This window comes from Microbacterium sp. MMO-20, from assembly GCF_037147735.1.
Lineage (GTDB): Bacteria > Actinomycetota > Actinomycetes > Actinomycetales > Microbacteriaceae > Microbacterium.
This window is the reverse complement of record NZ_JBBCUU010000009.1, coordinates 26653-53579: the sequence shown is the minus strand read 5'-3', so window position 1 is coordinate 53579 and position 26927 is coordinate 26653. Positions and strand designations below refer to the sequence as shown.

Genomic DNA, 26927 nt, shown 5'->3' with positions numbered 1-26927 from the left:
CCGCGTCCAACAATACGCCTTCGCTACAGTGACGGTATGAGCTCCGGACGACCGCGTGCCACGTCGCACGACGTCATCGCCGAAGCGGCGTGCGAGCTGTTCCTGGAGCGCGGCTTCGCGCAGACGACCGTCGCGGACATCACGCGGCGCGCGGGCGTGAGCAGATCGAGCTTCTTCAACTACTTCGGCTCGAAGTCGGACGTCCTCTGGGGCGGCTTCGACGCGCGTCTGGACGCCGCGATCACCGCCCTTGCGCAGGGCGCGGCGCCGCGCGCGGTCCTTCGGGAGGCGGTGGACGCCCTCACGCCCGACAGCCTTGCGCTCGCGATCACGAACGCGGACGCGATGGGTATCGCCGACGACCTCGATGTCGAGCGGGCGGTGCGCCAGGCGCGGCTCGCACGCGGCATCGCGGCCCGGATGCGCGCCGACGGCGAGCCCTCGCTCGTCGCCGAGGTCCAGGCCGCCGCGCTTTCCGGCGCTCTTTTCGCCGCCGTCTGGCAGTGGGCCCGATCCGCGCCCGCCCGACAGACCCTTCCCGCGACGCTCGCCGACGCTCTCGCTGTGCTGCCCGGGCATGGACGCGTGCGCCAACTGCGGCTCGTCGTGCGTGCGGACGACTTCGACGAGGCGCTCGCGTTCTATCGCGACGTCGTGGGCATGCCGCAGTCTGCGGCGTACGAGGCCGACGGAGGAGCGCGCGTCGCGATCCTCGAGGCCGGGCGGGCGACCCTCGAGCTCGCGAACCCCGCGCAGGTCGCCTTCATCGACGGCGTGGAGACCGACGGCGACGCTCCGAGCGATCCGCTTCGGGCGGCCCTGGAGGTGGGGGACGCCGCCGCCGTCGTCGACGTACTCGCGGATGCCGGGGCTGGCGTCGAGGCATCCGCGCGCATCACGCCGTGGAACTCCCTGAACGCTCGGCTGCGCGGGCGTGCCGGGCTACAGCTGACGATCTTCCAGGAGCTCGAGCGCTGATCCGGCCCCGGTCCGTCCTCCCGTAGAATCGAGCCATCATGGCGACTTTCGGCACTCTCTCCGACCGGCTCACAGAGACCTTCCGCAACCTCCGCACGAAGGGCAAGCTGACGCCCGCGGATGTCGACGGGACGGTGCGCGAGATCCGCCGGGCACTGCTGGATGCCGACGTCGCGCTGGTCGTGGTCAAGGACTTCACGGCGAAGGTGCGCGAGCGTGCGCTCGGTGACGAGGTCAACCGCGCTCTGAATCCTGCGCAGCAGGTCGTCCAGATCGTCAATGAAGAGCTCATCGCGATCCTCGGCGGCGAACAGCGCCGCCTGCAGTTCGCCAAGACCGCCCCCACCGTCATCATGCTCGCGGGCCTCCAGGGTTCGGGCAAGACGACGTTCGCGGGCAAGCTCGCCCGCCAGCTCGAGAAGGACGGTCATACCCCGCTCCTCGTCGCCGCCGACCTCCAGCGTCCGAACGCCGTCAATCAGCTCCAGGTCGTCGCGCAGCAGGCGGGCGCCGCGATCTATGCTCCCGAACCGGGGAACGGTGTCGGGAACCCCGTCCAGGTCGCCCGCGACGGCGTCGAGACGGCGCGTCGCCAGCAGCACGACGTCGTCATCATCGACACCGCAGGACGCCTCGGGGTCGACGCGGAGCTCATGAAGCAGGCCGCCGACATCCGCAAGGCTACGGACCCCGACGAAGTTCTCTTCGTCATCGACGCCATGATCGGTCAGGACGCCGTGAACACGGCGAAGGCCTTCCAGGACGGCGTCGATTTCACCGGCGTCGTGCTCTCCAAGCTCGACGGCGACGCGCGCGGCGGCGCGGCGCTCTCCGTGGCATCCGTCACGGGCCGCCCCATCATTTTCGCTTCCACGGGCGAGGGCCTCGACGACCTCGAAGCCTTCCACCCCGACCGCATGGCGAGTCGTATCCTCGACCTCGGTGACATCCTCACTCTCATCGAACAGGCGCAGCAGGCGTTCGATGAGGAGGAGGCGCGGAAGGTCGCCGAGAAGCTCGCGACCGAGCAGTTCACGCTCGAAGACTTCCTCGACCAGCTGCAGCAGGTCAAGAAGATGGGCTCGATGAAGAAGATGCTCGGGATGCTCCCCGGCATGGGCCAGATGAAGCAGCAGCTCGATCAGTTCGACGACCGCGAGATCGACCGCACCGAGGCCATCATCCGATCGATGACACCGGGGGAGCGCCGCAATCCCAAGGTGCTCAACGGCTCGCGGCGCCTACGCATCGCGCGGGGCTCGGGCATGACGGTCACCGACGTCAATCAGCTCGTGCAGCGCTTCGAGCAGGCGGCGAAGATGATGAAGACCGTCGCGCGCGGCGGGGTGCCCTCCATTCCGGGCATGGGCTCGCTGGGCGGCAAGCCGGGAGCATCGAGCAAGCGGGGCAACAAGCAGAAGAGCAAGGCGGGTTCGCGATCGGGCAATCCCGCAAAGCGCGCTGCCGAGAACGCCGGCATCGCGGCTGCCCCCGCAGCGCCCACCGGCTCCGGATTCGGGCTCGGCGGCGCGAACGCGCAGCCGAGCGAAGCGGACCTCGCCGAGATCCAGAAGCTCTTCGGCAAGGGCTGAGCCTCAGCCGGACAAGCGGCGGTCAGAGAGTGACGCCGGCGTCGTCGAGCGCTCGCGCGACGGCGTCGCTGAGGACTCGTTGGCCCTGCTCGTTGGGGTGTTCGCCGTCCCACTGGAGGAGCTGGGGGTGATCGCGCAGCGGCTGGCCGATCGAGACGAAAACACCCCCGACGGCCTCGACCGCCTCTTGCAGAGCCGTGGACGACCAGGTGATCCCGTCCGGCTCATCGGCGTCGAGGTGCCAGAGAGTGCCGATTCCGATGATCTCCGCGTCCGGTAGCGCCTCGTGGAGGCGATCGATGGCGGATGACGTCGCGTCGGCGATCTCGTCCTCCGGGGCATCCAGGTCGTTGTCCGACGACTGCACGATGACGAGATCGGGGGAGAAGGTGACGGCCTCGTCAACGAGACCGTCGAAGTCGGTGCCGCAGTCGCCGACAGCGAGGAAGCCGGCTCCACTGCAGCCGAGGTTGACGATGTCGGCGCCGGTGGACGATGCCAGCAGCTCAGGCCAGGCGTCGTCGGGGTCGACGCCGAGCCCCGCCATGATCGAGTCTCCGATCGTGACGACGAGTCCCGATCGGGCTGCGCCCACCGTCGTGTTCGCGGCCGCAGCGACTCCGTCGCCGTCCGCGCGCAGACTCGGCGGTGCGGGTGGAGGTGGCGAGGAGCTGTCGGACGAGCCGGGGGAGGTGCACGCCGTGAGAGCGAGAGCGGCGGCGAGGAACGCGGTCGCGACGGGGGCTGCTCGCATCGACACGGATGCCACGCTAGAGGACGCATCCGTGCGATTCCTCTGAGCGGGATGTGCCCTCGTCAGAGTCCCGCCAGCTCGTCGTGGCGACGAGGTCCTGCTCGGAACTCGCGAATGAGGTGCGCGACGACCTCGCGCAGGTCGCCGTCCGCGGCATCCGCGACCAGAAGCTGGCGAGCCGAGCTCCCACCCTGGTCGAGGATGCGCTCGACGAAGGCGAACTCGCGGGCGCAGTGCAGCTCTTCCGCGACCGGCGCGAGCTGCGCGAGCGTCTCGCGCAGGTGCTCGGCGACCGGCCGCTGCGTGCCCTGCGCATCGACGATGACGCGGGCCTCGGTGCCGTAGCGGGCGGCGCGCCATTTGTTCTCACGCACGAACCACGGCTGCAGAACTGGCAGCTCACGCCCGGCATCCAGCTCGCGCGAGAAGTGCTCCACGAGCACCTGGACGAGAGCGGCGACGGCGGCGAGCTCCGGCAGGGTCGACATGCCGTCGCACGCACGCACTTCGATCGTGCCCCAGCGAGGCGCCGGGCGGATGTCCCAGCGCACCTCGGTGGCATCCTCCATAACGCCGGTGCGCGCCATGTCGTCGAGGTACGCCTCGTACTGCGACCACTCGGTCAGCGGCCACGGGAGGCCCGCCGTCGGCAGCTGCTGGAAGACCAGGGCGCGATTCGAGGCATAGCCGGTCCTCTCGCCCGCCCAGAACGGGCTGGAGGCCGAGAGCGCCTGCAGGTGCGGGAGGTAGGTCGCGAGCGCGCCGATGATCGGAAAGACCTTCGTCACGTCCTCGACGCCGACGTGGACGTGGATGCCCCAGATCATCATGTTGCGTCCCCACCACTGCGTGCGCTCGATGAGCTTGTGGTAGCGGGTCTTGTCGGTGACCTCTTGGTCGTACCACTGCGCGAACGGGTGGCTACCGGCGCAGAGGAGCTCGATGCCGAGCGGGTCGGTGACGGTGCGGATCTGCGCGATCGCGTCGGCGATATCGTCGATCACGGCGGCCACCGTGTCGCCGATCCCGCTCGTCACCTCGATCGTGTTCGTGAGCAGCTCGCCCGTGATCGTGTGCCGTTCGTGATCGGCTCCCGAGCCGATCGCAGCGAGTACGTCGGGCGCGCGGGGGACGAGATCACCCGTTCGGCCGTCGGCGAGCATGAGCTCCCATTCCACGCCCACGGACGAGCGGGCGGAGGTCGCGAAGGGCACCGTCATGGCGTCAGTCTGACACGCTGCGCGGCGCGCGGGCGCCGTGGTTCGCGGGTGGCGTCACAATCTGGCAAAATGGACGGTTGGACCGCCTGCTCGACCCTCTATCCAGCGGCGCCGGTCCACCGCAGAGCTTCCGCCGGGTGTGCACCCCACGCTCCAGGCGACGTTCATCACCTCACAACACCACTCAGGAGAATTGTGGCTGTCAAGATCCGTCTCAAGCGCCTCGGCAAGATCCGCGCGCCCTACTACCGCATCGTCGTCGCCGACTCGCGCACCAAGCGCGACGGTCGCGTCATCGAGGAGATCGGCCAGTACCACCCGACCGAGGAGCCCTCGATCATCAAGGTCGACTCCGAGCGTGCGCAGTACTGGCTCTCCGTCGGCGCTCAGCCGACCGAGCAGGTCGCCGCGCTGCTGAAGCTGACCGGCGACTGGGGCAAGTTCAAGGGCGACAAGAACGCCGTCTCGACCGTGAAGGTCGCGGGCGAGAAGGAGGAGTTCGTCGCCGACACGGCGAAGAAGTCCGTCATCAAGCCCAAGGCCGAGAAGAAGGTCGAGGAGCCCGCTGCTGAGGCTCCCGCGGCCGATGACGCCGAGGCCCCCGCGGCCGACGACGCCGAGTAACGCGTTGCTGTCCGCCGCGCTCGAGCACATCGTCAAGGGGATCGTCGATCACCCGGACGATGTCGTCATCCGTTCCTCCACGTCGCCCCGCGGCGACGTCCTCGAGGTGCGCGTGCACCCCGACGATCGAGGTCGGGTGATCGGGCGCGGCGGTCGCACCGCGAAGGCGCTGCGCACCCTCATCTCCGCCCTCGCCGACGGCGCCCGCGTGCGCGTCGACGTCGCGGACGACTGAGATGGCCGCCGCCGAACCCGCACGCACCCAGTTGCGCGTCGGGCGCCTCGTGAAAGCCCACGGGCTCAAGGGCGCCCTCAAGCTGGAGCTCTACACCGACGATCCGGACGGACGGTTCGTCCCGGGCGCCGTCTTCACGCTGCAGGTGCCGGAGGCATCGCCGTGGCACGGCACGTCGCTCACGGTGCGCGAGTTCCGCTGGATGAACTCCCACCCCGTCGTCTTCTTCGACGGTGTGGACGATCGCTCTGCCGCCGAGTCGCTCGTGCGTGCGATCCTCTGGATCGACCAGGACCAGAGCGCCGCCGTCGAAGACGACGCGTGGTACGACCACCAGCTCACCGGCCTCGACGTCGTCCGAGACGGCGACGTGGTCGGACGCGTCATCCGCGTCGATCACTTTCCCGCCCAGGACCTGCTCGTCGTGCGTCCCGTACACGGCGAGGAGGAGATCCTCGTCCCGTTCGTCTCCGCGATCGTGCCGGTGGTCGATATCGCCGGCGGCCGTGTCGAGGTCACGCCCCCCGCCGGGCTCTTCGAAGCGCTGCCGGATGAGGAGCAGGGCGATAAGCCGGTAGGCGACGAGACGCCATCCGGGTCCGACGCCACCGAGGACTGACGTGCGCATCGACGTCGTCACGATCTTCCCGACGTTCTTCGACGTGCTCGAAGTGTCGCTGCTCGGCAAAGCCCGCGAGAAGGGCCTGCTCGACGTGCGCGTCCACGACCTGCGCGATGCGACCACCGATCGGCACCGCACCGTGGACGACACGCCCTACGGCGGCGGCGCGGGGATGGTCATGAAGCCGGAGCCATGGGGTCACGTCCTCGACGGCATCGCGGACGCCTCGGATGCCGCCGAGACGGATCCCGTCTTCGTCTTCCCCTCGCCCGCGGGCGAGCGCTTCACGCAAGCGACGGCGCGGGAGATGGCGCAGGAGCAGCACGTGATCTTCGGGTGCGGGCGGTACGAGGGCATCGACGAACGCGTCTTCGCCTATGCCGCGACGCGCGGGCGGGTGCGCCTCGTGAGCCTCGGCGACTACGTCCTCAACGGGGGAGAGGTCGCCGCGATGGCGATGATCGAAGCGATCGGGCGCCTCGTGCCCGGCGTGGTGGGGAACCCCGCGAGCCTCGTCGAGGAGTCGCACGAGGACGGCCTGCTCGAGTACCCCTCGTACACGAAGCCGGCCTCGTGGCGTGGGTACGATGTGCCGGAAGTGCTCCTCAGCGGCAATCACGGACGAATCGCGCAGTGGCGGCACGATCAGCAGGTCGAGCGCACACGCGAGCGGCGCCCCGACCTCCTGGCCGACTGACCGATCCGCCGCGCGCCCCTCCCGTCCCCGAGACGGCATGCAGCGCGGCTCACGTGGGTGCGTGACACGCGCTGCATGCCTTCTCGCAGAGAACGGGCGGATGGTGCGGGCAGAGCCAGAGTCAGTTGACGCCCAGGAAGGACCGATCGGTGAGGACGATCGGCCCGTCGGCCGTGATCGCCACCGTGTGTTCCGCGTGCGCGCCACGAGAGCCGTCTGCGCTCCGGAGCGTCCACCCGTCGGGGTCGGTGACGAGCTCGTCCGTTGTCTGAAGGAACCATGGCTCGAGCGCGACGACGAGTCCGGGCCGGAGCGGGTAGCCGCGGTTCGGCTTGCCGTCGTTCGGCACGTGCGGGTCGCCGTGCATCACTCGACCGACGCCGTGCCCGCCGAAGTCGGTATTGATCGAGTATCCGTCGGCGTGGGCGATCTGGGCGATCGCGTGCGAGATGTCGCCGATGCGCGACCCCGCGACGGCCGCGCCGATCGCGGCATCCAGCGCGCGCTGCGTCGTGTCGATGAGCGCGAGGTCTTCATCGCGCGGGGTGCCGACGACGAACGAAACAGCAGAGTCGGCGACCCAGCCGTCGACCGACACTGCGAAATCCAGCGACACGAGGTCGCCGTCGCGCAGGGCGTAGTCGTGCGGCAGCCCGTGCAGCACGGCGTCGTTGATCGACGTGCAGATGACTTTGCCGAACGGACTCGCGCCGAAAGAGGGGTGATAGTCGATGTAGCAGGACTCGGCGCCGGCCTTGCGGATCATCTCGTGGGCACGTGCGTCGATGGCCAGCAGGTTCGTGCCGACCTTCGTGTCGGCGCGCAGCGTCGCGAGGACTTCTGCGACGAACCGACCCGCCGGTCGCATCGCCTCGATCTCCGATGGGGTCCGCAGCTCGATCATCGTCATCCTTTCCTCAGCATCCATTCTGCTGGACCGGCGTAGCATCGAGCACATGGCACTACGCAGTGGGTTCTACCGATGGCTGATCCCGGCGGCGTTCGTACTGCCCGCGTGGCTGTTCGTGGGGTGGATCATCTTCGGCGCCAACCCGTTGTCGCTGCTCTGGGTCCTGCTGTCGGCTCCCATCGTGCTCGTCGGGCAGCTGATCCTCACCCTCCTCGTCCGGGCCCGGGGCACCGCACGCGCGGAGCGCGCCGTCTCGTGGACGGACGTCGCGCTGATCGGCGGGTGGAACGTCCTCATCGTCGCTCTGGGGGTGTTCTCGAATCCCTGGTGGTGGGCGCTGTTCGCCCTCACGGTCGTCGTCGGCGTCGCCGCTCTCTGGGGTGGTCTCGCGCAGCTGTGGCGAGAGGCACGCCCCGCAGGCGCGATTCTGCGCACGCCGGACGGACTGGGCTATGTCCCGGCCCCCGCAGAACCGCGTGCTCCGCGCACGGATGCCGATGTGATCGTCATCCGAGAGAAGGGCGCCGGCCCGGCATCCTGACCGTTCGCGTTTTGGCGGGCGCCGCGCGGCATGGCAGAATGGTTGTTTGTGCCCGGCGAAGGCTCTGCCTCAGGGGAGCACGGTGACGCCTAGCGTCGCTGCGGGCGCACATCACCTTTCCCATTCATCTCGCGGTCGACCTGTGGCGGTCGCAGGAAGTGACGATCATGCAGATCCTCGACTCCGTCGACGCGGCATCCCTCCGCAGCGACATTCCCGTCTTCTCGCCCGGTGACACCGTCAAGGTGCACGTGAACATCACCGAAGGCTCGCGCTCGCGCGTGCAGGTGTTCCAGGGCGTCGTCATCGGTCGCTCCGGCGACGGTGTGCGCGAGACCTTCACCGTTCGCAAGATCAGCTTCCAGGTCGGCGTCGAGCGCACCTTCCCGGTGCACTCCCCGGTGATCGACCACATCGAGGTCGTCACCCGCGGTGACGTGCGTCGCGCCAAGCTGTACTACCTCCGCGAGCTCCGCGGCAAGAAGGCGAAGATCAAGGAGAAGCGCGACAACTGACGCGCTCCGTCGTAGACGAGCCCCGGGCCGGCACCTCGCCGCCCGGGGCTCGTCGTCTTCCGGCGCGGCGCGGTGCGGCACGGCACGAGAGGGCGTCCGAATGTGCGACGCTTGTGAGGGCGCGCGCCGACTCGCGGCGCGCCGGCGAGAAGGACGTGCATGACCAGCGACAACGTGGCCGCGCCCGGCTCCTCCGACACGGGTCTCCTGCGACCGCGTCGTCGGCGCGGATTCTGGGTGCTCGTGCGGGACGTCCTCGTGATCGTCGTGGTCGCCATACTCGTCTCGTTCGTGATCAAGACGTTCTTCGTCCGGTCCTTCTACATCCCGTCCGGCTCGATGGAGCAGACGCTCCTCGTGAAGGACCGCATTCTCGTCGACGAGCTCACACCGCGCTTCACCGGCTACGAACGAGGAGACGTCGTCGTCTTCCGTGACCCGGGCGGGTGGCTGCCGGTCACGGTCGCGCCGGACCAGCCCCCGCTCGTGGCGGCGTTCGACTGGCTGCTGTCGATCGTGGGCATCTCCGCTCCCGACAGCGAGGACCATCTCATCAAACGCATCATCGGCGTCGGCGGTGACCACGTCGTCTGCTGCAATGCGCTCGGACAGGTGACCGTCAACGGCACACCGATCGACGAGACCCCCTATCTCGACCTCGCCGACGGTCAGAGCGCACCGCAGCCCGTCCCCTACGACGTCACCGTGCCGCAGGGGTCCCTGTGGGTGCTCGGCGACAACCGCGACCATTCCAAGGACTCCCGCTACAACGTCGACCAGCCTTCACACGGCTTCGTCCCCATCGAGAACGTGGTCGGCCGGGCGTTCCTCATCACGTGGCCGTTCTCACGCTTCGGAACGATCGACTTCCATCACGACGTATTCGCGGGGGTGCCCGGGGCCCCCGCCGGGGCGGGCGGATGAGCGTCGCGACCCCGCGGCTCACCCTTGAGCGCGCTCTCCTGCGCGAGCACCCGCTCGTCATCGCGTGCGACGAAGTCGGGCGCGGCGCGCTCGCGGGGCCCGTCGCGGTCGGAGCCGTCGTCGTGGATGCCGCTCGCGCCCGCAAGCGCGTCCCCGAGGGCCTGCGCGACTCGAAGCTGGTCGCCGAGCACCGCCGCCCGGATGTCGCCGCCCGCGCTGCGGCGTGGGTGAGCGCTTCGGCGGTCGGCTGGTCGTCACCGGCCGAGATCGACGACGTGGGCATCATCCGCGCCCTCGGACTCGCCGCCCTCCGCGCGATCGCTGATCTCCGTGCGACGGGTGTCGTGCCCGAGGAGGCGATCGTCCTCCTCGACGGCAACCACGACTACATCACGCCCGCTGGCGGTGTCGAGCTTGCGGTCCGCCCCGTCGTGAAGGCCGACCGTGACTGCGCATCGGCGGCCGCGGCATCCGTCGTCGCCAAAGTCGCGCGCGACGATCTCATGGGGCGGCTCCACGAGGAGCATCCCGTCTATCAGTGGGCACGCAACAAGGGCTACGCGAGCGCCGACCACCGCGCCGCGATCCGTTCGCACGGGCTCAGCCCGCTGCACCGCGCGTCGTGGATGATCGCCGACGCACCGACGCTCTTCTGATGCCCGCCTAGACTGGAGGCACCATGGATGACGAAGTCTTCGAGGATTACGACCGCGAGCTCGAGCTGGCTCTGTACAAGGAGTACCGCGACGTCGTGTCGCAGTTCCAGTACGTCATCGAGACCGAGCGGCGCTTCTACCTCGCCAACGACGTGAACGTCGTGCGACGCGACACCGAGCACGACTTCTACTTCGAGATCTCCATGACCGACGTCTGGGTCTGGGACATCTATCGGGCCGACCGGTTCGTGAAGTCCGTGCGCGTGCTCACCTTCAAGGACGTCAACGTCGAGGAGTTGCAGCGCCGCGACTTCCAGCTGCCCGAAGAGCTGTCGCTCGACAGCTGACGAGGGTCATCGACTTCTCCACAGCGCACGGCTTTCCGGATCCGTCCACAGATCCGCAGCGGCGACACCCGCACGGCCCGTGCGCGCGCCACGATGCCGGGTATGGCATCGAAAGACATCCGTGGCAGACAGGGCGAGGATCGCGCGGCGCGGCACCTGAGTGCGCAGGGCTATGACATCCTCGACCGCAATTGGCGCTGTGCGGCCGGCGAGCTCGACATCGTGGCCGCGCACGGCGGCGACCTCGTCGTCGTCGAAGTGAAGACGCGGCGCACCGAGGGTTACGGTCATCCCTTCGAAGCCGTCGACGCTGCCAAGCGCGACCGTCTCTGGCGGCTCTCCTGCGCGTGGGTGGCGGCACATCCCGAGGCTGCGCGTCGACGTCGGCTGCGCGTCGATGTCATCGGCATCACGGGGGAGGACCCCGCGACCGGTATCGTCGAGCACCTCGTGGACCTGAGATGACCGTCGGGCGGACGTGGGGGGTCGTCCTCACGGGGCTGCAGGGCGACCTCGTCGAGGTAGAGGCCGATCTGTCGAACCAAACGCCGAACTTCACGATCATCGGTCTCGTCGACAAGGCGATCGGCGAGGCGCATCAGCGTGTGCACAACGCGTGCGCCAACGCCGGTCTGCCACTTCCCCGACGTAAGCTCACCGTCAATCTGTCGCCGGCGAATCTTCCCAAGCACGGGACCGGCCTCGACGTTGCGATCGCGATCGCCGCCCTCGCGACCGAGGCGGATATGGATGCCACCTCACTGCGCACGACCGCCCATATCGGCGAGCTCGGGCTCGACGGCCGCCTGCGACCCGTCCCGGGTGTGCTTCCGGCGGTCGCGGCCGCGGCACGCGCCGGCATCCGTCGTGTCGTCGTCCCGCACGCCAACCGCGCGGAAGCGGAGCTCGTCGCCGGAGTGGAGGTCGTCGGCGCTGTCTCGCTCCGTGATGTCGCGCGCCGGCACGGGCTCGAGCTCGAGTCGGTCGACGTCGACGCGGCGCCGGCGGTTGCTCTCGCGATCGCAACGGAGGCGGGGACCGACGCCGTCCCCGACCTCGATGAGGTGATCGGTCAGCGCGACGCCGTCGAGGCGCTCATCGTTGCGGCGGCGGGAGGTCACCATCTGCTCATGAGCGGCCCCCCGGGAGCGGGCAAGACGATGCTCGCACGTCGCCTGCCCGGCATCCTCCCCTTCCTGGACGACGACGCAGCGATACAAGCCGCGAGCCTCCGCTCGCTCGCGGGACTCCCCGTCGCGGGTCTCAGCCGCATCCCTCCGTTCGAAGCGCCGCACCACTCGGCGAGCGTGGGCGCCCTCGTCGGCGGCGGCTCGCGTACCGCCCGTCCCGGGGCGATCGCACGTGCGAGCGGCGGAGTGCTGTTCCTCGATGAGGCCGGTGAGTTCGGCGCCCACGCGCTCGATGCTCTCCGCCAGCCGCTCGAGACCGGCAGCATCGAGATCCATCGGGCGGGCTTCCGCGCGATCTTCCCGGCTCACTTCCAGCTCGTCCTCGCCACGAACCCGTGCCCGTGCGGCAACTACGGGGTGCCCCGAGCGGAATGCCGGTGCCCGTCGATCGCGATCCGGCGCTACCTGTCGAAGCTCTCGGGCCCTCTGCTGGACCGCATAGACATCGAGCTGTCGATGCAGCGCGTCGCCGTCGCTCGGCTTCGGGCGGGCGACGACACGCGGATCACGACGGCCCAGGCTCGTGACCAGGTCGCACGCGCACGCGCGTGCGCCGCGCGAAGGCTCGAGGGAACCCCCTGGCGCTCGAACGCACAGGTGCCCGGCACCTGGCTGCGGGACGGCCCGCTCGCGCCCGAGCCCGTGATCCGCAGGCCCCTGGATGCCGCACTGGAGCGCGGCGCACTGACGCTCCGCGGCTACGACCGCGTCCTCCGTGTCGCGTGGACGAACGCAGATCTCGCCGGGCGCGAGCGACTCGCCGTTGTCGACATCGGTCGCGCCCTGTATCTCAAGAAGGGTGCGCACGGATGAGCGCGATCGTTCCCGACGGCGCAACCCTGCGTCGAGAGCTCGCCGGACTGTGCGGGGCGTCCACAGATGACGAACGACGCGAGGCGTATGCGCGCGCGGCCTGGTCGACTCTCGTCGAGCCGGGTGATGGCACAGCGGGCTCACTCGTTGCCGCCCTCGGCGCGGAACGGGCGCTCGAGGTTGCGCTCTCTGTGCGCGCGCCGTGCCCGGTCGGCGAGATCACGGTGCAGCAGCTGACCGCGGGGCGCGACCGGTGGCTCCCGCGGCGCGATCGCGTCGCGGACGCTCTGGAACGAGCGAGGAAGGCCAGTGTACGACTGCTCACGCCGGCCGATGGCGATTGGCCCGCGCGCAGCGCCGACCTCGGCCCGCACGAACCGCTCTGCCTCTGGACACGAGGTGATACGGGACTGCTCAGCATTCCCGCGCCCGCACTTGCGCTCGTCGGAGCGCGAGCCTCGACGACGTACGGGGATTTCGTCGCAGCGGAACTCGCCGCCGAAAGCGCTGCGGCCGGAGTGACGGTCGTTTCCGGCGGTGCCTACGGGATCGACGGCGCCGCGCACCGCGCCGCTGTCGCGGCGGGCGGCGCGACCGTGGCGATCATGGCGGGCGGAGTCGATCGCGCGTATCCGGCGGGTCACCGCGACCTCATCGAACGCATCGTGCGCGAGGGGCTCGTCGTCGCCGAGGTCCCGTGCGGCACTACCCCCACGAAGTTCCGCTTTCTCGCGCGAAACCGACTGATCGCCGCCCTCAGCGACGCGACGGTGGTCGTCGAGGCGGGGTGGCGCAGCGGCGCCCACAACACGGCGCACCATGCACAGATGATCGGACGACCGGTCGGGGTCGTGCCCGGGCCGGTGACGAGTGCCGCTTCGATGGGATGCCACCGCCTCCTGCGCGAGAGCGACGCGACCTGCGTCACGACGTTCGCCGAGGTGCGCGAGCTCATCGGATATGCGGGGAGCTTCGAGGGGCCCGGTCGGGGCGACCCAGGTGCGCGCGATGACGAGTACACGGGTGATCGCACGCGCATCCTCGACGCCCTGAGCTCCCGCTCGCCCCGTACGGTCGCCGATGTGGCACGCAGGGCAGGTTTCGGATTCGGCGAGGCCGCCGCCCTTCTCGGCATGCTGGAACTCGACGGCGCGGCGCGGCGGCGCGGCGATGAATGGATCCAGGCCTCGCCCACGCCCCCGGCGACACTCTGGTGATGAGGGACGGATCGGCAGCGCGACGCGACATGCTGAATGGGTGAAGCTCTCCGAGGCATCCCAACGCTACGGCGCGCACCTCTTGCGCGTGCGGAGGCTGTCTCCAGCAACCGTACGCGCGTACCTGGCCGATCTGCGGTCGCTCCAGGGCGCGGCTGGTGACGTCGAGGTCGCAGAGATCGACGTGGAGGCACTACGGGACTGGCTGTGGCGCCTCACTGAAGCCGGGGCTTCACGTTCGACGATCGCTCGCCGCATCGCGTCGGTGCGCGGGTTCTTCGCGTGGGCGTGCGACGACGACATCGTGTCCGCAGACCCGACCCTCCGGCTCGTTGCACCCAAACGGGGTCGCTCGCTGCCGAAGGTCGCCACCGTCGGCGCTCTCGACGACGTGCTCGCGCGCGCACACGAGCGCGCGGCGAGCGGCGATGCCGTCGCGCTTCGGGATGCGGCGCTCCTCGAACTGCTGTACGCGTCTGCTCTGCGTGTGGCGGAGGCCTGCGCGGCGGACATCGACGACCTCGAGCTCGATCGTCACACCATCCGTGTGGTCGGCAAGGGCGCGAAGGAGCGCGTCGTGCCCTACGGTGGGCCGGCGGCGTCCGCGATCCAGGACTACCTCGTCCGCGGCCGCCGGACTCTCGTCGAGCGCGGCCGGGGGACCCGCTCGCTGTTCGTCGGCGCACGCGGTGGACGACTCGGCCCGCGTTCCGCTTATGACGTCGTCGCGCGGGCGCTCGCACCCGCCGTCGGTCTCGAGACTGTCGGCCCCCACGCGTTGCGGCACTCGGCCGCGACGCATCTGCTCGACGGCGGGGCAGATCTGCGCACCGTGCAGGAGATGCTCGGCCACGCGAGCCTCGGCACCACGCAGATCTACACGCACGTCTCCGCGGAGAAGCTCACCGCCGCCTACCGGAGCGCCCACCCGCGGGCATGACGAGGTGCCCGCCGGACGCTGCGCGAGGATATTTCTCGGGTGCGCAGGCCGACCCTCGCCTAGCCTGGACGGTATGACAAGACGTCCGCTCGCGTTCCTGCCCGCCGTCGGGGCCGTCGTCCTCGTCCTCGTGCTCGCAGCCTGCGCGGCCGAGCCGGGTGTGCGTCTCACCGTCGTGCCGACGCCCCCGCCGGGATCGATGTCCGCGCAGCCCTCGGCGTCGGCGACATCGGCGACGCCGATGCCCGCACCGACGTCGACGTCCGAAATCGGTGGTCCGGGCGCGGATGAGGTCGTCATCGGCTGCACCAGCGGAGTCGCCGCGGTCAACGCCGACGGCGGCTCCTTTCTCGTATCGGAGGACTGTGCCCGTGTCGTTCTCGGCGGCAACGATGTGACGCTGCGCGTGACGGGGGCGTCCGTGGACCAGCTCGTCGTGCAGGGGCAGAGCAACGTGGTCGTCGCCGGTGACGTGACGGAGCTCACGCTCGAGGGACAGGCCAACAGGGTGCAGAGCAGCGCCGCAGGCGCCGTCACCGTGCGCGGCGACGGCAACACCGTTGCGGTGGCAGGCGCCATCGGGTCGCTCGAGATCACCGGGGCGAACAACGTCGTTTCGGCTCCCGGCGTCGGGGCGAAGATCGTCCGCGGCGACGGCAATACCGCTCCTTGACTCACCCGTCGCAACAGGGCAGCAGCACGGCTCGCGGCACCGCGCCCAGCAGCAGCATCGGATTGATGTACTGCCCGTCGCGGCGGACCCCGAAGTGGACGGTGCCGGTCGCGGCATGACCCCCGGCATCCACCCTGCCCACGTTCCCTCCCGCGTCAACCGCATCGCCGATCGCGACCTGTGCGACGACGGGCTCGAGCGTTGTGACGAGCCCCCCGCCGTGGTCGACGGTGACGACTGCGCGTCCAGCGACGGAGCCCGCGAACGCGACGATGCCCGCGGCCGGGCTGCGGACCGCGGTGCCGACGGGGGCAGCGAGATCGATCCCACGATGGCCGGGTCCGTAGTCGTGGGCCGGCGCGACGAACGGCGCGACGACATGCGGCGGCATCACGGGCCAGAGCCACCCCGAGACGGCGTCGTCCGTCGCTGCCGCCGCTTCGGCGGCGATGGGCGGGCTCTCGGCGGCCGCCGACCCGGCCCCTCCCGTGGCCACGGGGGCGACGAGGGCACACAGGGCGACGAGGCGGGCGACGCGCACGAGAATCGCTGACATGCCCCCACTGTGGCGCCAACGCGCGCGGCCCGGAGCGTCGCCCGCGGATCTGTGGATGCCGCACACTATCGGGCCGCTGGGGAGAAGGCGATGACCGCTTGCGAGCGCACCGACTGATACACTGGACGAGCACCCCGCACGTCGGGGTGACTACGCGTGCCCAGAGCGCCGGTCGGATCCGTCCGATGGCGCGGCATCCACACCCAGAGGTCTCACCGCGCAAGCGGCGTGCGGGCGTGGGCCGGGCACCAGGTGCATCGGCCGATCGGTCGAGCGAACAACCCAGAACAAAGGAGAACGGCCATGGCCGTCGTCACCATTCGCCAGCTGCTCGACAGCGGCGTCCACTTCGGACACCAGACCCGTCGGTGGAACCCGAAAGTCAAGCGCTTCATCCTGACGGAGCGCTCCGGCATCCACATCATCGACCTGCAGCAGTCGCTGGGGTACATCGACAAGGCGTACGAGTACGTCCGTGAGACCGTCGCCCACGGCGGCACGGTCCTGTTCGTCGGTACCAAGAAGCAGGCGCAGGAAGTCATCGCCGAGCAGGCCACGCGCGTCGGGCAGCCTTACGTCAACCAGCGCTGGCTGGGTGGCCTCCTCACCAACTTCCAGACGGTGTCGAAGCGGCTTGCGCGCATGAAGGAGCTCGAGGAGCTCGACTTCGACAACCCCGCCGACTCGGGCTTCACCAAGAAGGAGCTCCTGCTCAAGAAGCGCGAGCTGGACAAGCTGCACAAGTCGCTCGGCGGCATCCGCAACCTCCAGAAGACGCCGTCGGCGATCTGGGTCGTCGACGCGAAGCGCGAGCACCTCGCGATCGACGAGGCCAAGAAGCTCGGCATCCCCGTGATCGGCATCCTCGACACGAACGCCGACCCCGACGAGTTCCAGTTCCCGATCCCGGGTAACGACGACGCGATCCGCTCGGTGGGCCTGCTCACGCGCATCATCGCCGACGCTGCGGCTGAGGGTCTCATCCAGCGCCACAACCCGACCGACGAGGCCCCCGAAGCCGAGCCGCTCGCCGACTGGGAGCGTGAGCTCCTCGAGGCTCCCGCCGTCGAGGTCGTCACCGACGTCGCCGAGGTCGAGACCATCGCGACCGAGTCGGCCGCCGACGAAGCGGGCGCTGAGGCCAAGGCCGAGGGCGACGCTGCGGCGACCGCCGAGTAAGACATCACCCCCGCGCGGGGCCGTCGCCGATCTGGTGACGGTCCCGCTGCGGCATCCACCGAACTCACCCCAGCTTCACCGATTTAGGAGCCACCACCCATGGCAAACTTCACGATCGCCGACATCAAGACGCTGCGCGAGCAGCTCGGCACCGGCATGGTCGACACCAAGAAGGCCCTCGAGGAGGCCGACGGCGACCTCGAGAAGGCCGTCGAGATCCTGCGCCTGAAGGGCGCGAAGGGCAATGCCAAGCGCGCTGACCGCTCCACGAGCGAGGGCCTGGTCACCGCCGTGCAGCACGGCGACAAGGTGACGATCCTGGAGCTCAATACCGAGACGGACTTCGTCGCGAAGAACGAGCGCTTCATCGCCCTCGCCGAGAAGGTTCTCGAGGCCGCCGCCGCCGCGGACGCCGACTCCGTCGAGGCCGCCCTCGCCGCTCCTGCCGGATCGCAGACGGTCGCCGAGCTCATCTCGGACGAGGCCGCGATCCTGGGCGAGAAGGTGGAGCTGCGTCGCGTGCGCACGCTCTCCGGCGACAAGTTCGAGATCTACCTGCACAAGACCAGCAAGGACCTGCCCCCGCAGGTCGGCGTGGTCCTCGCCTACACGGGCGACGACGCAGAGACGGCGCGCTCGATCGCGCAGCACATCTCGTTCGCAAACCCGACCTACCTCACGCGCGACGACGTGCCCGAGGACGAGGTCGAGAAGGAGCGTCAGATCGTCACGGAGATCTCGCGCAATGAGGGCAAGCCCGAGGCCGCCCTGCCGAAGATCGTGGAGGGTCGCGTCGGCGCGTTCTTCAAGCAGGTCGCACTGCTCGACCAGGACTACGCGAAGGACAACAAGCTGTCGGTCGCGAAGGTCGCCGGCGACGCGGGGCTCACCATCACCGACTTCGCCCGCTTCAAGGTCGGCGCGTAACGTCGGGACGGGGGTCCGCATTCTTCACGGATGCGGGCCCCTTTTCCATGCCCGCACGCGCACGGACGGCGCTGCGATACTCTGCAACGTGACGAGAGGAACCCCCCTGTGATCGATGAGAACACCGGACGCCGACGCGTCCTGCTGAAGCTGTCCGGCGAAGCGTTCGGCGGAGGGCAGCTGGGCGTCAATCCGGATGTCGTCAGCCAGATCGCGCGCGAGATCGCTGCTGCCGTCGAAGAGGTCGAGATCGCCATCGTCGTCGGAGGTGGCAATTTCTTCCGCGGCGCCGAGCTCAGCCAGCGCGGCATGGACCGCGGGCGCGCCGACTATATGGGCATGCTCGGAACGGTCATGAACGCCCTCGCGCTGCAGGACTTCCTCGAGCAGGCGGGCGCGGCCACTCGCGTGCAGTCGGCGATCTCCATGACCCAGGTCGCCGAGCCCTACATTCCGCGCCGCGCCGAGCGGCACATGGAGAAGGGCCGCGTCGTCATCTTCGGCGCCGGCGCCGGTCTGCCGTACTTCTCCACCGACACTGTCGCCGCCCAGCGCGCGCTCGAGATCGGCGCCCACGAGGTTCTCGTCGCCAAGAACGGCGTGGACGGGGTCTACACCGCCGATCCGAAGAAGGATGCCGCGGCCACCAAGATCGACGAGATCACCTACCAGGACGCGCTGCAGCGGGGCCTCAAGGTCGTGGACTCCACCGCCTTCAGCCTCTGCATGGACAACAGCATGGACATGCGGGTGTTCGGCATGGAGCCCGCCGGCAACGTGACCCGGGTCCTGCTGGGCGAACGGATCGGCACGCTCGTCACGGCGTGACCGAGCGCCCCCGCTAGACTCGACACCTGACGCAACAACGAATGGAGTGACCGTGATCGCCGACATCCTGGCCGACACGTCCGGGCGCATGGACCGCGCCGTCGACGCCGCGAAGGAGGACTTCTCGACCGTCCGCACGGGACGCGCGAACCCCGCGCTGTTCCAGAAGGTGATGGTCGATTACTACGGCTCGCCCACTCCGCTCGCTCAGCTGGCGTCGCTGAACACTCCCGAAGCCCGCACGCTCGTCGTCACGCCGTACGACAAGTCGGCGCTCAAGGCGATCGAGCAGGCGATCCGTGACATCCCGAACCTCGGGGTGAACCCCACCAATGATGGCAACCTCGTCCGCGTGACGATGCCCGAGCTCACCGCTGACCGGCGCAAGGAGTACGTGAAGCTCGTTCGCACGAAGGGCGAAGACGCGAAGGTTCACCTGCGCGGCATCCGCCGCAAGGCCAAGGATGAGCTGGACGCGCTCAAGAGCGAGGTCGGCGAAGACGACCTCGTGCGCGCGGAGAAGGAGCTCGACGCCGTGACCCGGGCGCATGTCGACGAGATCGATGAGGCGCTCAAGCGCAAAGAGGCCGAGCTTCTCGAGGTCTGACGAGATGACCGATCCTTCCGGTGAGCCCGCCGAAGGCTCGGATGCCCCGTCGACGCCGCTCACGCGTGCCGACGCGCGCCGCGGCGGCGCGGACAGCCAGACGGCGTTCCAAGACCACGTCCGGGCGGCGCGCAGCGAGTTCGAGCACCAGATCGATCGCGCTCGCGCGGACTTCGACAAGGCACGCGCCGATTTCGAGCAGGTGCAGGACCGCATCAACGCGCGCACAGGGCGGAATCTGCTCATGGCGATTCTCATCGGAGTCGTCGTCGGCGGTGCCGTCCTCGCGTCACTGCTGTTCATCAAGTGGCTGTTCCTGCTCTTCGCCATTCCCGTCTGCTTGCTCGGAGTGTTCGAGTTTTCGAGGGCGCTCCAGACCGCCGGGCGTCGAGTGGACGTCGTGCCCCAGGTGGTTGCGGGCGGTGTCATCATGCTCGCCGGCTTCTTCCTCGGATACTGGACGCATCTGGTGCTCACCTTCGCGTGCGTCGCCGCGCTCATCACGTGGCGCCTCATGGCACAGATGGTGGCGCGGGACGGACGGCGGTACAGCGACGTCCTCGACGACGTCCTCGCCGCGGGCTTCGTCCCGATCTACGTCGCGTTCCTCGCGTCGCTCACCCTCGTGCTGCTCCGTCAGGACCAGGGGGAGTACTGGCTGCTGGGCATGGTCATCGCGGTCGTAGCGGCGGACACCGGCGCGTATGCCAGCGGCCTGGCGTTCGGTTCGCACCCGATGGCGCCGCGTATCAGCCCGAAGAAGACCTGGGAGGGCTTCGCGGGCGGCGCCCTGGCGACCGTTGGGGTCGCGATCGTCTACGGCATGTTCGTGCTGCACGTCCCGTGGTGGGCGGGAGCGGTGTTCGGCATCGTGATGCTGGGCTGCGCGACGGTCGGCGATCTCGGTGAGTCGATGATCAAGCGCGACCTCGGCATCAAAGACATGAGCTCGTGGCTGCCCGGCCACGGCGGTGTCCTCGACCGTCTCGACTCCATCCTGCCGTCGGCCGCGGCTGCCCTCGCGATGTACTTCCTGTTCTTCCCCCTGGTGAGCGTATGACCGATGAGATGACGACCGAATCCGCCCTCTTCCCGCGCGCATCGGGACGCACGAAGGGCTACCGGCCACAGGACGTCGATGACTTCCTCGCGCGCGCTCGCGCCGCATTCGAAGACCCGTCGGCCGCGGACGTGGATGCTGGCACCGTCCGCACGGTCGCCTTCCCGCTCGTCAACCGCGGCTACCAAGTCGGGGCGGTGGATGCCGCACTCGGACGTATCGAGGACGCGTTCGCCGCGCGGGAACGCGAGAATGCGTTGGGCCGCGCGGGCGCGCGCGCCTGGGTGGGGCAGTCGCGTCGCCTCGCGCAAGAGATCCTCGATCGGCTGAGCCGGCCGCGCGGGCGACGGTTCCGCCGCGTCGGAGTGCTTCGCTACGGGTATCGCATCGACGAGGTCGACATCGTCGCCGACAAGATCGCCGCCTTCCTGGAGGCCGGCGAGCCCGTGACCGTCGATCAGGTGCGTACCGTCGCGTTCCGGATGCAGCGACGCGGCTACAGCGAAGCCCAGGTCGATGCGGTGCTCGACGCCGTCGTGGAGGTCATGCTCGCCGTCGTCTGAGGCTCGGCGCCGGCGCGTCAGCCATCGTGGACCGGGTTCCCGCGGCCCGGTAGGATCGGAGAACTGTGACGTCCGACGCCGAATCGACCCCCGTCTCGGCGCGCGAGCTCTCGCCGCGCGTGATCGCCGGCGTGCCCGTGACGTCGCGCGGCGCCGCACGATCTGCACAGGCGGTGCCGCCCCAGCGGTGGTCGCGGCGCCGCGGTGTCGTCGGCGTCTTCGCCGCACTGGCGGTGGCGGGGCTCGCTGCCGCCTACATCGGCCCGTTGAGCGCGTCGGTCACACGGGCGAATGCCACTGAGCTCGACCCGGTCTCGCTCTACGCCACGGCGATCTCCGACGCGCAGTCGTTGCTCGCGGCATCCCACGCGGGAGACGGACTCGGCCGCGACGACATCACCTACTCGGTCTACGTCACGCCGAAGCCCACGCCGACACCCTCGGTTTCGGCGGTGGCGACGGAGTCCTCGTCGAGCGGCTGGACCCCGCCGTTCGTCTCGCCCGACCCCGGCACCGCGCAGGCGATCGCCTACGCGATGGTGCAGGAGCGGGGGTGGGGCGACGGTGAATTCGCCTGCCTCGTGGCGCTGTGGAACAAGGAGTCCGGCTGGCGGGTGAACGCCTACAATGCGGGCAGCGGCGCCTACGGCATCCCGCAGTCATTGCCGGGAAACAAGATGGCGTCGGCGGGGTCGGATTGGGAGACCAATCCGGCGACGCAGATCGCATGGGGGCTCGGGTACATCGGCGGTCGGTACAGCTCGCCGTGCGGTGCGTGGGACCACTCGCAGTCCACCGGGTGGTATTGATCTCATGCCGCGCGCCAATCGTCGCCGGCCCGATCCGGGCGACGACTCCCTGGATCGGCTTCTGAGCGGATGGAAGCGCACCGAGGTGCGTCGCGGAGTCACCTGGACGGTGCAGCGGGTGAGCGCGGCATCCGCGCAGAAGTCCTACACGTGTCCCGGCTGCGGCCGCGAAGTGACCCCGGGGACGGCGCACGTCGTCGCGTGGCGGGCCGACGGCGTGCTGGGGGATGCTGCGGACCTCGCGGCGCGACGGCATTGGCACACGAACTGCTGGAGGATCGGCTGACATGGAGATCCGCGGACCGGTGCTGCTCCCGGCGCGCCGCACCGACATCGCACTGCGCACGCTCGACGAGCTCACGCTCGTGGGCGAGCTGGCCGAGCCTGCCGATCGGCCCGCGGTGGCGACGCTCGTGACGCTGCATCCGCTGCCGACAGCGGGCGGTTTCATGGACTCGCACATTCTGCGTAAGGCCGCGGCGCGCCTGCCGGCCCTCGCCGACCTCGCCGTACTGCGTTTCAACACGCGGGGCACGTCTTCGCCGCGTGGCACGAGCGAAGGCGCTTTCGACGGCGGGCGGGCCGAGGCTTTCGACGTCGCTGCCGCGATGGAATTCGTCCACGACCGGCAGCTGCCGCGGCCGTGGCTCGTCGGGTGGTCCTTCGGGACGGAACTCGCCCTGAAGTACGGCCGGGATCACGACATCGAGGGCGTGATCCTGCTCTCGCCGCCGCTCCACCGGGCGACGGATGCCGAGGTCGCCGCGTGGGCGGGCGACGAGCGTCGGATGGTGATCGTCGTCCCGGAGCTCGACGACTACCTGCGCCCAGCCGAGGCGCGGGAGAGGTTCGCGGTCGTGCCCGACGCACCCCTCGTCGCGGTCGAGGGCGGCAAGCACCTCTGGGTGGGCGAGTCGCAGACGCGCCGCGTGCTCACCGAAATCGTCGCCGCCGTCAACCCCGACGCGCTGCCGCTGCCGACCGAGTGGGACGGCGAGACGGCGTAGCGGATCGCGTCACTTCTCGTTCTGTCGCGGGATGATGACCTGGCGATAGATGATGAGGATGCTCGCCGCGACGGGGATCGCGATGAGGGCGCCCAGGAGGCCGAGCAGCGAGCCGCCGGCGAGCGCGGCGATCACGACGACGGCACCGGGTACCGAGACGGCGCGGTTCATGATGCGGGGCGACAGCACGTACGCCTCCACCTGCATGTAGACCGCGTACCAGATGAGGGCGACGAGTGCCGTCAACGGCGATCCGAGGCCGGGGATCAGACACGTGAGCACGATGATCGCCGACCCGGTCAGCGTGCCGACGAGCGGGATCAGCGAGAAGAAGAACGCGATCACGGCGAGCACGGCGGGGAACGGCGCCTGGATGATCGAGAGGAAGATCGCGCTGAGGACGCCGTTGATGACGCCGAGCGTGACCTGGCCCATCACGTAGTACCCCACGGATGCCGTGATCTGCTCGGACAGATCGATGAACCGCGCGCGCTTGGACGCCGGCACGAGCTGGTACACCGACGCCTTCAGGTTCGGCGTGGATGCCGTGAAGTAGATCGTCAGGATCAGCACGATGAGCGCGCCCGTGAAGCCGGCCAGGATGCCCGCACCGATGCCGAGGATCGTGTTGCCGGCGACGGTGCCGATCTGACCGAAATCGAGTGAGTTGTACCAGTCCGAGATGTACCCGAAGACTTTGTCGACGTCGAGCGCCGGGAACGTGCTGTGCAGCCATGCGCTCAGCTCGTCGACCGGGTTCCACGAGCCGTCCACGACGCGCGAGATGAGCGTCTGGATCTGAACGACGAGCTGCGAGATCTGCCCCACGAGCACTGGGATCACGATGAGGATGATCCCCGCGAAGACGGCGAGCAGGAGCGCGAAGGTGATGAGGAGCGCCGCCCAGCGCGGGAGTCCCCTCCGCTCGAGCCAGGACACGGCCGGATCGAGTCCGAGTGCGAGGAACAGGGCCGTGCCGACGTAGAGGAGGATCGTCGACAGTGACTGCACGCTGACGATCAGGAGGATGCCGACGCCGACGCCGAGAGTCGCGACGAGCGCCGTGCGGAACGGGTGGTGAAGCTTCACGAGATGCAGGCTACTGCGAGAACCACCTGACCGACGGGGGTTGACACGCCTCCCGGGCGACACCCAGGTCGTTTTCGCTACGCTGGAACGTCGTATGCGCGCCGGGGGAGAACCCCGGGCGGAGGAGGTCGTTTCGTGCGTTTCGTCTGGGCTGTGGCCGCTTTCGTGCTGGCTGCCCTCCTGATCGGCGCCGGCATCGCCCAGCGCACCGTCTTCGAGGGTCCGACGACCGTGAGCCAGTCGATCGACGTCGCGGGCACCGCTCCCTACGTTCTGATCGACGGAGATGTCCTCGGCATGCACCCCGGTGCGCAGACCGTGCACATCGAAGGCTCCGGGCCCGTATTCGCCTCGTACGGACGCACCACCGACGCCGTCGCGTGGCTCGCACGCAGCGAGTACGTGCAGGTCGGTCTCGCAGATGGCGCCGTGACCTCGAACGTCATCGCCGCCGCGACGGACGACACCACGACGAGTTCGGAGGCGTCCGTTGCGGCGCTGTCGCCACAGGGATCGGACCTCTGGCTCGACGAGTTCGACGGCACGGGAACGCTCGATGAGACGCTGCAGCTCCCGGCCGGCATGAGCCTGCTCGTCGCTTCCGACGGTACCGACGCCGCGCCCGGCACGGTCACGGTGACCTGGCCGATTCGGAACTCCACGCCGTGGGCCGGTCCGCTCATCCTCCTCGGCTGCATTCTGCTCGTCGCCGGTCTCGTCCTGTATCTGCTCGCCGTGCGTCACGCGCGCCGTTCGCGCGGTCCGCGCCGCAAGGGCACGCCGCTCCCCGTCACCGAACCGATCGACGTCGCCGGTGCGGATAAGGGCGTCATCAGCGCGACGCCGCCCCGGCGACGACTGACCGGTGGCAAGCGCACCCTCGTCGCGGTGCCGGCCGTCGCCGTCTCAGCCCTGCTGTTCACCGGATGCACAGCGGATGCCTGGCCCCAGCTCGCTCCGAGTGCCACACCGAGTCCCTCTGCGACGGTGGTGGCACCCAAGGATCAGGAAAGCCCGGTCGTCACGGAGGCGCAGGCCGAGCGCATCGTCGGCCGCATCGCCGAAGACGTCGCCAAAGCCGATGAGGCGCGGGACGCCACCGCCGCGGCGGAGCGCCTCGACGGTACGGCCCTGGCCGCCCGCGTCACGAACTACACGCTCCTCACTGCGATCCCCGAACAGCAGCCGCTTCCGGCGATCCCGAGCGGAAAGCTGCAGGTGATCCTCCCGGAGGCCAACGACGAGTGGCCTCGGACGTTCTTCGCCGTCGCGGCGCCTCTGGGCAGCGACGATGCGTCGACCGTCATGAGCATCACCCAGCAGGATCCGTGGTCGCCCTACAAGCTCACGTACCTCGCAGAGCTCACCTCTGACGCCGATCTGAACCTCGCGCCCGCGTACGTCGGTGCGATCGCGATCCCCAAGGATTCCCCGTTCCTCGCCATCGCACCGGACAACCTTGCGGGCGCCTACGCGGACGTGCTCACGAAGGGTGACGGCAGTGAGTTCGCCGCCCTCTTCGACAGTGCCGACGATGCGTTCCGCACGCAGGTCGACAAGAGCCGCGCGGACCGCCTTGCCGCGTTCAATGCGACCGGAGCGCAGACGGGCGCGATGACCTTCTCGGCTCAGGCGGGCACGACGGAGCCCGTGGCGCTCGCGACGCTCGACTCCGGTGCGATCGTCGCGGTGACGGTCGACGACCTCGATACCGTCGCCCCGACCAACGCGGACGCCGTCATCAAGGTCGACCAGAGCCCGATGCTCAAGACGCTCGCGGGCGTCGACCAGTCCTCGACCGGCTTCGTCACGACCTACGGCAACCAACTCTTCTTCTTCGTCCCCAGTCAGAGTTCCAAGGAACGCATCCAACTGCTGGGGTACTCCTCCAACATCCTGAGCGCGAAGGTGGCCGGCTGATGAGCGACCCCCGTCCCAGTGCCGTCTTGCGCGGTGCCGTCGATCTGTCTTCTCTGCGTTCGCGCCCCGCGGCGCCCGCCTCCGCAGACGCGCCCACCCCGGGTGCGGTGCCGCCGCTCGTCTTCGACGTCACTGACGACACGTTCCCGCAGGTGCTCGAACTCTCCCGCACGGTGCCGGTCGTCATCGACTTGTGGGCGGAGTGGTGCGGCCCGTGCACGCAGCTGAGTCCGATCCTCGAGAAGGTCGTACTCGAGGCGCGAGGGCGCCTCGTGCTCGCAAAAGTGGACGTCGACGCGAATCCGCAGCTCACGCAGGCCTTCCGTGCGCAGTCCATCCCCATGGTCGTCGCTCTCGTCGCCGGTCAGCCGGTGCCGCTGTTCACGGGAGCCGTGCCGGAGCAGCAGGTGCGGGAAGTCTTCGCTCAGCTCCTGCAGTTGGCGGCGCAGCAGGGGGTGACGGGTTCCGTGCCCGTGGAGGGCCAGGATGCCGAGGCATCCGACGACTCGGAGACGCCACTGCCTCCGCATCACCAGGACGCGTACGACGCGATCGAAGAGGGCGACTACGCCCGCGCGATCACGGCCTATGAGGCTGCGCTTGCCGAGAACCCCCGCGACGACGACGCCCGCGCGGGTCTCGGCCAGGTGCGTCTGCTCGACCGGGTGCAGGGTCTCGACCTGCAGGCGGCGCGGGATGCCGCGGCAGCCGCGCCGCTCGATCCAGATGCGCAGTTCGCCGTCGCCGACCTGGACCTCGCCGGGGGACACGTGGACGATGCGTTCGGGCGCCTGCTCGACCTGTTCGCCGCACTGCCCGAGGCCGAGCGGGCACCCGTGCGTGAGCGCCTGCTCGAGCTGTTCGGACTCGTGGGCGACACCGACGCCCGCGTCATCCGCGCTCGCGGACGGCTCTCCAGCCTGCTCTTCTGAGG

General features: G+C 69.4%; 32 protein-coding genes. 27 read left to right on the top strand and 5 right to left on the bottom strand.

The genetic code is table 11. From position 1 onward, the window contains the following. Positions 1-36 precede the first annotated feature (36 nt). A complete protein-coding gene (locus WFI52_RS11890) occupies positions 37-978 on the top strand; it encodes a TetR family transcriptional regulator (RefSeq protein ID WP_336627231.1) in 942 nt (313 codons plus the stop codon). A gap of 38 nt (positions 979-1016) precedes the next feature. Further along, positions 1017-2570 (top strand): signal recognition particle protein, encoded by a 1554-nt coding sequence (gene ffh, locus WFI52_RS11885; RefSeq protein WP_336627230.1) that lies wholly within the window; start codon positions 1017-1019, stop codon positions 2568-2570. Positions 2571-2592: 22 nt separating this feature from the next. On the opposite strand, the gene WFI52_RS11880 is transcribed toward ffh, so the two are convergent. Further along, positions 2593-3324 (bottom strand): SGNH/GDSL hydrolase family protein, encoded by a 732-nt coding sequence (locus WFI52_RS11880; protein WP_336627297.1) that lies wholly within the window; start codon positions 3322-3324, stop codon positions 2593-2595. A gap of 62 nt (positions 3325-3386) precedes the next feature. Next, a complete protein-coding gene (locus WFI52_RS11875) occupies positions 3387-4544 on the bottom strand; it encodes a glutamate--cysteine ligase (protein ID WP_336627229.1) in 1158 nt (385 codons plus the stop codon). 195 nt (positions 4545-4739) lie between these two features. Here WFI52_RS11875 and rpsP point away from each other — a divergent pair, with 195 nt between their 5' ends. From rpsP to trmD, 4 genes are read left to right on the top strand one after another with little or no spacing between them, the layout of a single operon-like run. Beyond that, positions 4740-5168 (top strand): 30S ribosomal protein S16, encoded by a 429-nt coding sequence (gene rpsP / locus WFI52_RS11870; RefSeq protein ID WP_336627228.1) that lies wholly within the window; start codon positions 4740-4742, stop codon positions 5166-5168. Positions 5169-5172: 4 nt separating this feature from the next. Beyond that, positions 5173-5403 (top strand): RNA-binding protein, encoded by a 231-nt coding sequence (locus tag WFI52_RS11865; protein ID WP_336627227.1) that lies wholly within the window; start codon positions 5173-5175, stop codon positions 5401-5403. A 1-nt stretch (position 5404) separates the two neighbouring features. Then, positions 5405-6022: a ribosome maturation factor RimM gene (gene rimM / locus WFI52_RS11860; RefSeq protein WP_336627226.1), complete on the top strand. Its 618-nt coding sequence runs from the start codon at positions 5405-5407 to the stop codon at positions 6020-6022. Between the two features lies 1 nt (position 6023). Continuing rightward, a complete protein-coding gene (gene trmD / locus WFI52_RS11855) occupies positions 6024-6722 on the top strand; it encodes a tRNA (guanosine(37)-N1)-methyltransferase TrmD (RefSeq protein ID WP_336627225.1) in 699 nt (232 codons plus the stop codon). A gap of 121 nt (positions 6723-6843) precedes the next feature. Here the strand turns inward: trmD and map are convergent, their stop codons facing one another. Continuing rightward, positions 6844-7626 (bottom strand): type I methionyl aminopeptidase, encoded by a 783-nt coding sequence (map, locus tag WFI52_RS11850; protein ID WP_336627224.1) that lies wholly within the window; start codon positions 7624-7626, stop codon positions 6844-6846. Positions 7627-7678: 52 nt separating this feature from the next. Here map and WFI52_RS11845 point away from each other — a divergent pair, with 52 nt between their 5' ends. From WFI52_RS11845 to WFI52_RS11800, 10 genes are all read left to right on the top strand, one after another. Next, on the top strand, positions 7679-8173 hold the full coding sequence (locus WFI52_RS11845; RefSeq protein ID WP_336627223.1) for an MFS transporter permease: 495 nt from the start codon (positions 7679-7681) through the stop codon (positions 8171-8173). Between the two features lie 167 nt (positions 8174-8340). Then, entirely contained in the window at positions 8341-8688 is a 348-nt protein-coding gene (rplS, locus tag WFI52_RS11840) for a 50S ribosomal protein L19 (protein ID WP_292858483.1), read from the top strand. 159 nt (positions 8689-8847) lie between these two features. Continuing rightward, a complete protein-coding gene (lepB, locus tag WFI52_RS11835; RefSeq protein ID WP_336627222.1) occupies positions 8848-9612 on the top strand; it encodes a signal peptidase I in 765 nt (254 codons plus the stop codon). Beyond that, a complete protein-coding gene (locus WFI52_RS11830) occupies positions 9609-10268 on the top strand; it encodes a ribonuclease HII (protein WP_336627221.1) in 660 nt (219 codons plus the stop codon). Before lepB ends, WFI52_RS11830 begins: the two co-directional genes overlap by 4 nt. Before the next feature lie 23 nt (positions 10269-10291). Next, on the top strand, positions 10292-10615 hold the full coding sequence (locus tag WFI52_RS11825) for a DUF2469 family protein (protein ID WP_215488051.1): 324 nt from the start codon (positions 10292-10294) through the stop codon (positions 10613-10615). Between the two features lie 102 nt (positions 10616-10717). Beyond that, entirely contained in the window at positions 10718-11080 is a 363-nt protein-coding gene (locus tag WFI52_RS11820; protein WP_336627220.1) for a YraN family protein, read from the top strand. After that, positions 11077-12618 carry a YifB family Mg chelatase-like AAA ATPase gene (locus WFI52_RS11815; RefSeq protein WP_336627219.1) on the top strand — a complete coding sequence of 514 codons (1542 nt, stop codon included), beginning with the start codon at positions 11077-11079 and terminating at the stop codon, positions 12616-12618. Before WFI52_RS11820 ends, WFI52_RS11815 begins: the two co-directional genes overlap by 4 nt. After that, positions 12615-13835, top strand: a complete 1221-nt coding sequence (dprA, locus tag WFI52_RS11810; protein ID WP_336627218.1) for a DNA-processing protein DprA — start codon at positions 12615-12617, stop codon at positions 13833-13835. The genes WFI52_RS11815 and dprA overlap by 4 nt, the downstream gene beginning before the upstream one ends. Before the next feature lie 40 nt (positions 13836-13875). Next, positions 13876-14775, top strand: a complete 900-nt coding sequence (locus WFI52_RS11805) for a tyrosine recombinase XerC (RefSeq protein ID WP_336627217.1) — start codon at positions 13876-13878, stop codon at positions 14773-14775. A 73-nt stretch (positions 14776-14848) separates the two neighbouring features. Beyond that, positions 14849-15448, top strand: coding sequence for a hypothetical protein (locus WFI52_RS11800; protein ID WP_336627216.1), 600 nt, complete (start codon positions 14849-14851; stop codon positions 15446-15448). 1 nt (position 15449) lies between these two features. Here the strand turns inward: WFI52_RS11800 and WFI52_RS11795 are convergent, their stop codons facing one another. Beyond that, the gene (locus tag WFI52_RS11795) at positions 15450-16004 is read right to left on the bottom strand and encodes a murein hydrolase activator EnvC family protein (protein ID WP_336627215.1); all 555 of its coding nucleotides are present in this window, start codon (positions 16002-16004) and stop codon (positions 15450-15452) included. Positions 16005-16307: 303 nt separating this feature from the next. Here WFI52_RS11795 and rpsB point away from each other — a divergent pair, with 303 nt between their 5' ends. The 9 genes from rpsB (at position 16308) to WFI52_RS11750 (ending at position 22984) form a co-directional block, all read left to right on the top strand. Then, positions 16308-17183, top strand: coding sequence for a 30S ribosomal protein S2 (rpsB, locus tag WFI52_RS11790; RefSeq protein ID WP_336627214.1), 876 nt, complete (start codon positions 16308-16310; stop codon positions 17181-17183). Between the two features lie 99 nt (positions 17184-17282). Then, positions 17283-18110 (top strand): translation elongation factor Ts, encoded by an 828-nt coding sequence (gene tsf / locus WFI52_RS11785; RefSeq protein ID WP_336627213.1) that lies wholly within the window; start codon positions 17283-17285, stop codon positions 18108-18110. Positions 18111-18218: 108 nt separating this feature from the next. Then, positions 18219-18938, top strand: coding sequence for a UMP kinase (pyrH, locus tag WFI52_RS11780; protein WP_336627212.1), 720 nt, complete (start codon positions 18219-18221; stop codon positions 18936-18938). Between the two features lie 52 nt (positions 18939-18990). Continuing rightward, positions 18991-19545 carry a ribosome recycling factor gene (gene frr, locus WFI52_RS11775; protein WP_336627296.1) on the top strand — a complete coding sequence of 185 codons (555 nt, stop codon included), beginning with the start codon at positions 18991-18993 and terminating at the stop codon, positions 19543-19545. Positions 19546-19549: 4 nt separating this feature from the next. Next, a complete protein-coding gene (locus WFI52_RS11770; RefSeq protein WP_336627211.1) occupies positions 19550-20605 on the top strand; it encodes a phosphatidate cytidylyltransferase in 1056 nt (351 codons plus the stop codon). Between the two features lie 8 nt (positions 20606-20613). After that, positions 20614-21168, top strand: coding sequence for a DivIVA domain-containing protein (locus tag WFI52_RS11765; protein WP_336627210.1), 555 nt, complete (start codon positions 20614-20616; stop codon positions 21166-21168). Between the two features lie 65 nt (positions 21169-21233). Then, positions 21234-21977 carry a lytic transglycosylase domain-containing protein gene (locus WFI52_RS11760; protein WP_336627209.1) on the top strand — a complete coding sequence of 248 codons (744 nt, stop codon included), beginning with the start codon at positions 21234-21236 and terminating at the stop codon, positions 21975-21977. A gap of 4 nt (positions 21978-21981) precedes the next feature. After that, the gene (locus WFI52_RS11755; RefSeq protein WP_336627208.1) at positions 21982-22263 is read left to right on the top strand and encodes a hypothetical protein; all 282 of its coding nucleotides are present in this window, start codon (positions 21982-21984) and stop codon (positions 22261-22263) included. Position 22264: 1 nt separating this feature from the next. Then, positions 22265-22984: an alpha/beta hydrolase gene (locus WFI52_RS11750; RefSeq protein ID WP_336627207.1), complete on the top strand. Its 720-nt coding sequence runs from the start codon at positions 22265-22267 to the stop codon at positions 22982-22984. Positions 22985-22993: 9 nt separating this feature from the next. On the opposite strand, the gene WFI52_RS11745 is transcribed toward WFI52_RS11750, so the two are convergent. Then, positions 22994-24073: an AI-2E family transporter gene (locus WFI52_RS11745; RefSeq protein WP_336627206.1), complete on the bottom strand. Its 1080-nt coding sequence runs from the start codon at positions 24071-24073 to the stop codon at positions 22994-22996. Between the two features lie 135 nt (positions 24074-24208). Here WFI52_RS11745 and WFI52_RS11740 point away from each other — a divergent pair, with 135 nt between their 5' ends. Both WFI52_RS11740 and WFI52_RS11735 read left to right on the top strand, forming a co-directional pair. After that, complete coding sequence (locus WFI52_RS11740; protein WP_336627205.1) at positions 24209-25993, top strand: glycosyl transferase; 1785 nt, start codon at positions 24209-24211, stop codon at positions 25991-25993. Continuing rightward, complete coding sequence (locus WFI52_RS11735) at positions 25993-26925, top strand: tetratricopeptide repeat protein (RefSeq protein WP_336627204.1); 933 nt, start codon at positions 25993-25995, stop codon at positions 26923-26925. The genes WFI52_RS11740 and WFI52_RS11735 overlap by 1 nt, the downstream gene beginning before the upstream one ends. The last annotated feature ends 2 nt before the right edge of the window (positions 26926-26927 follow it).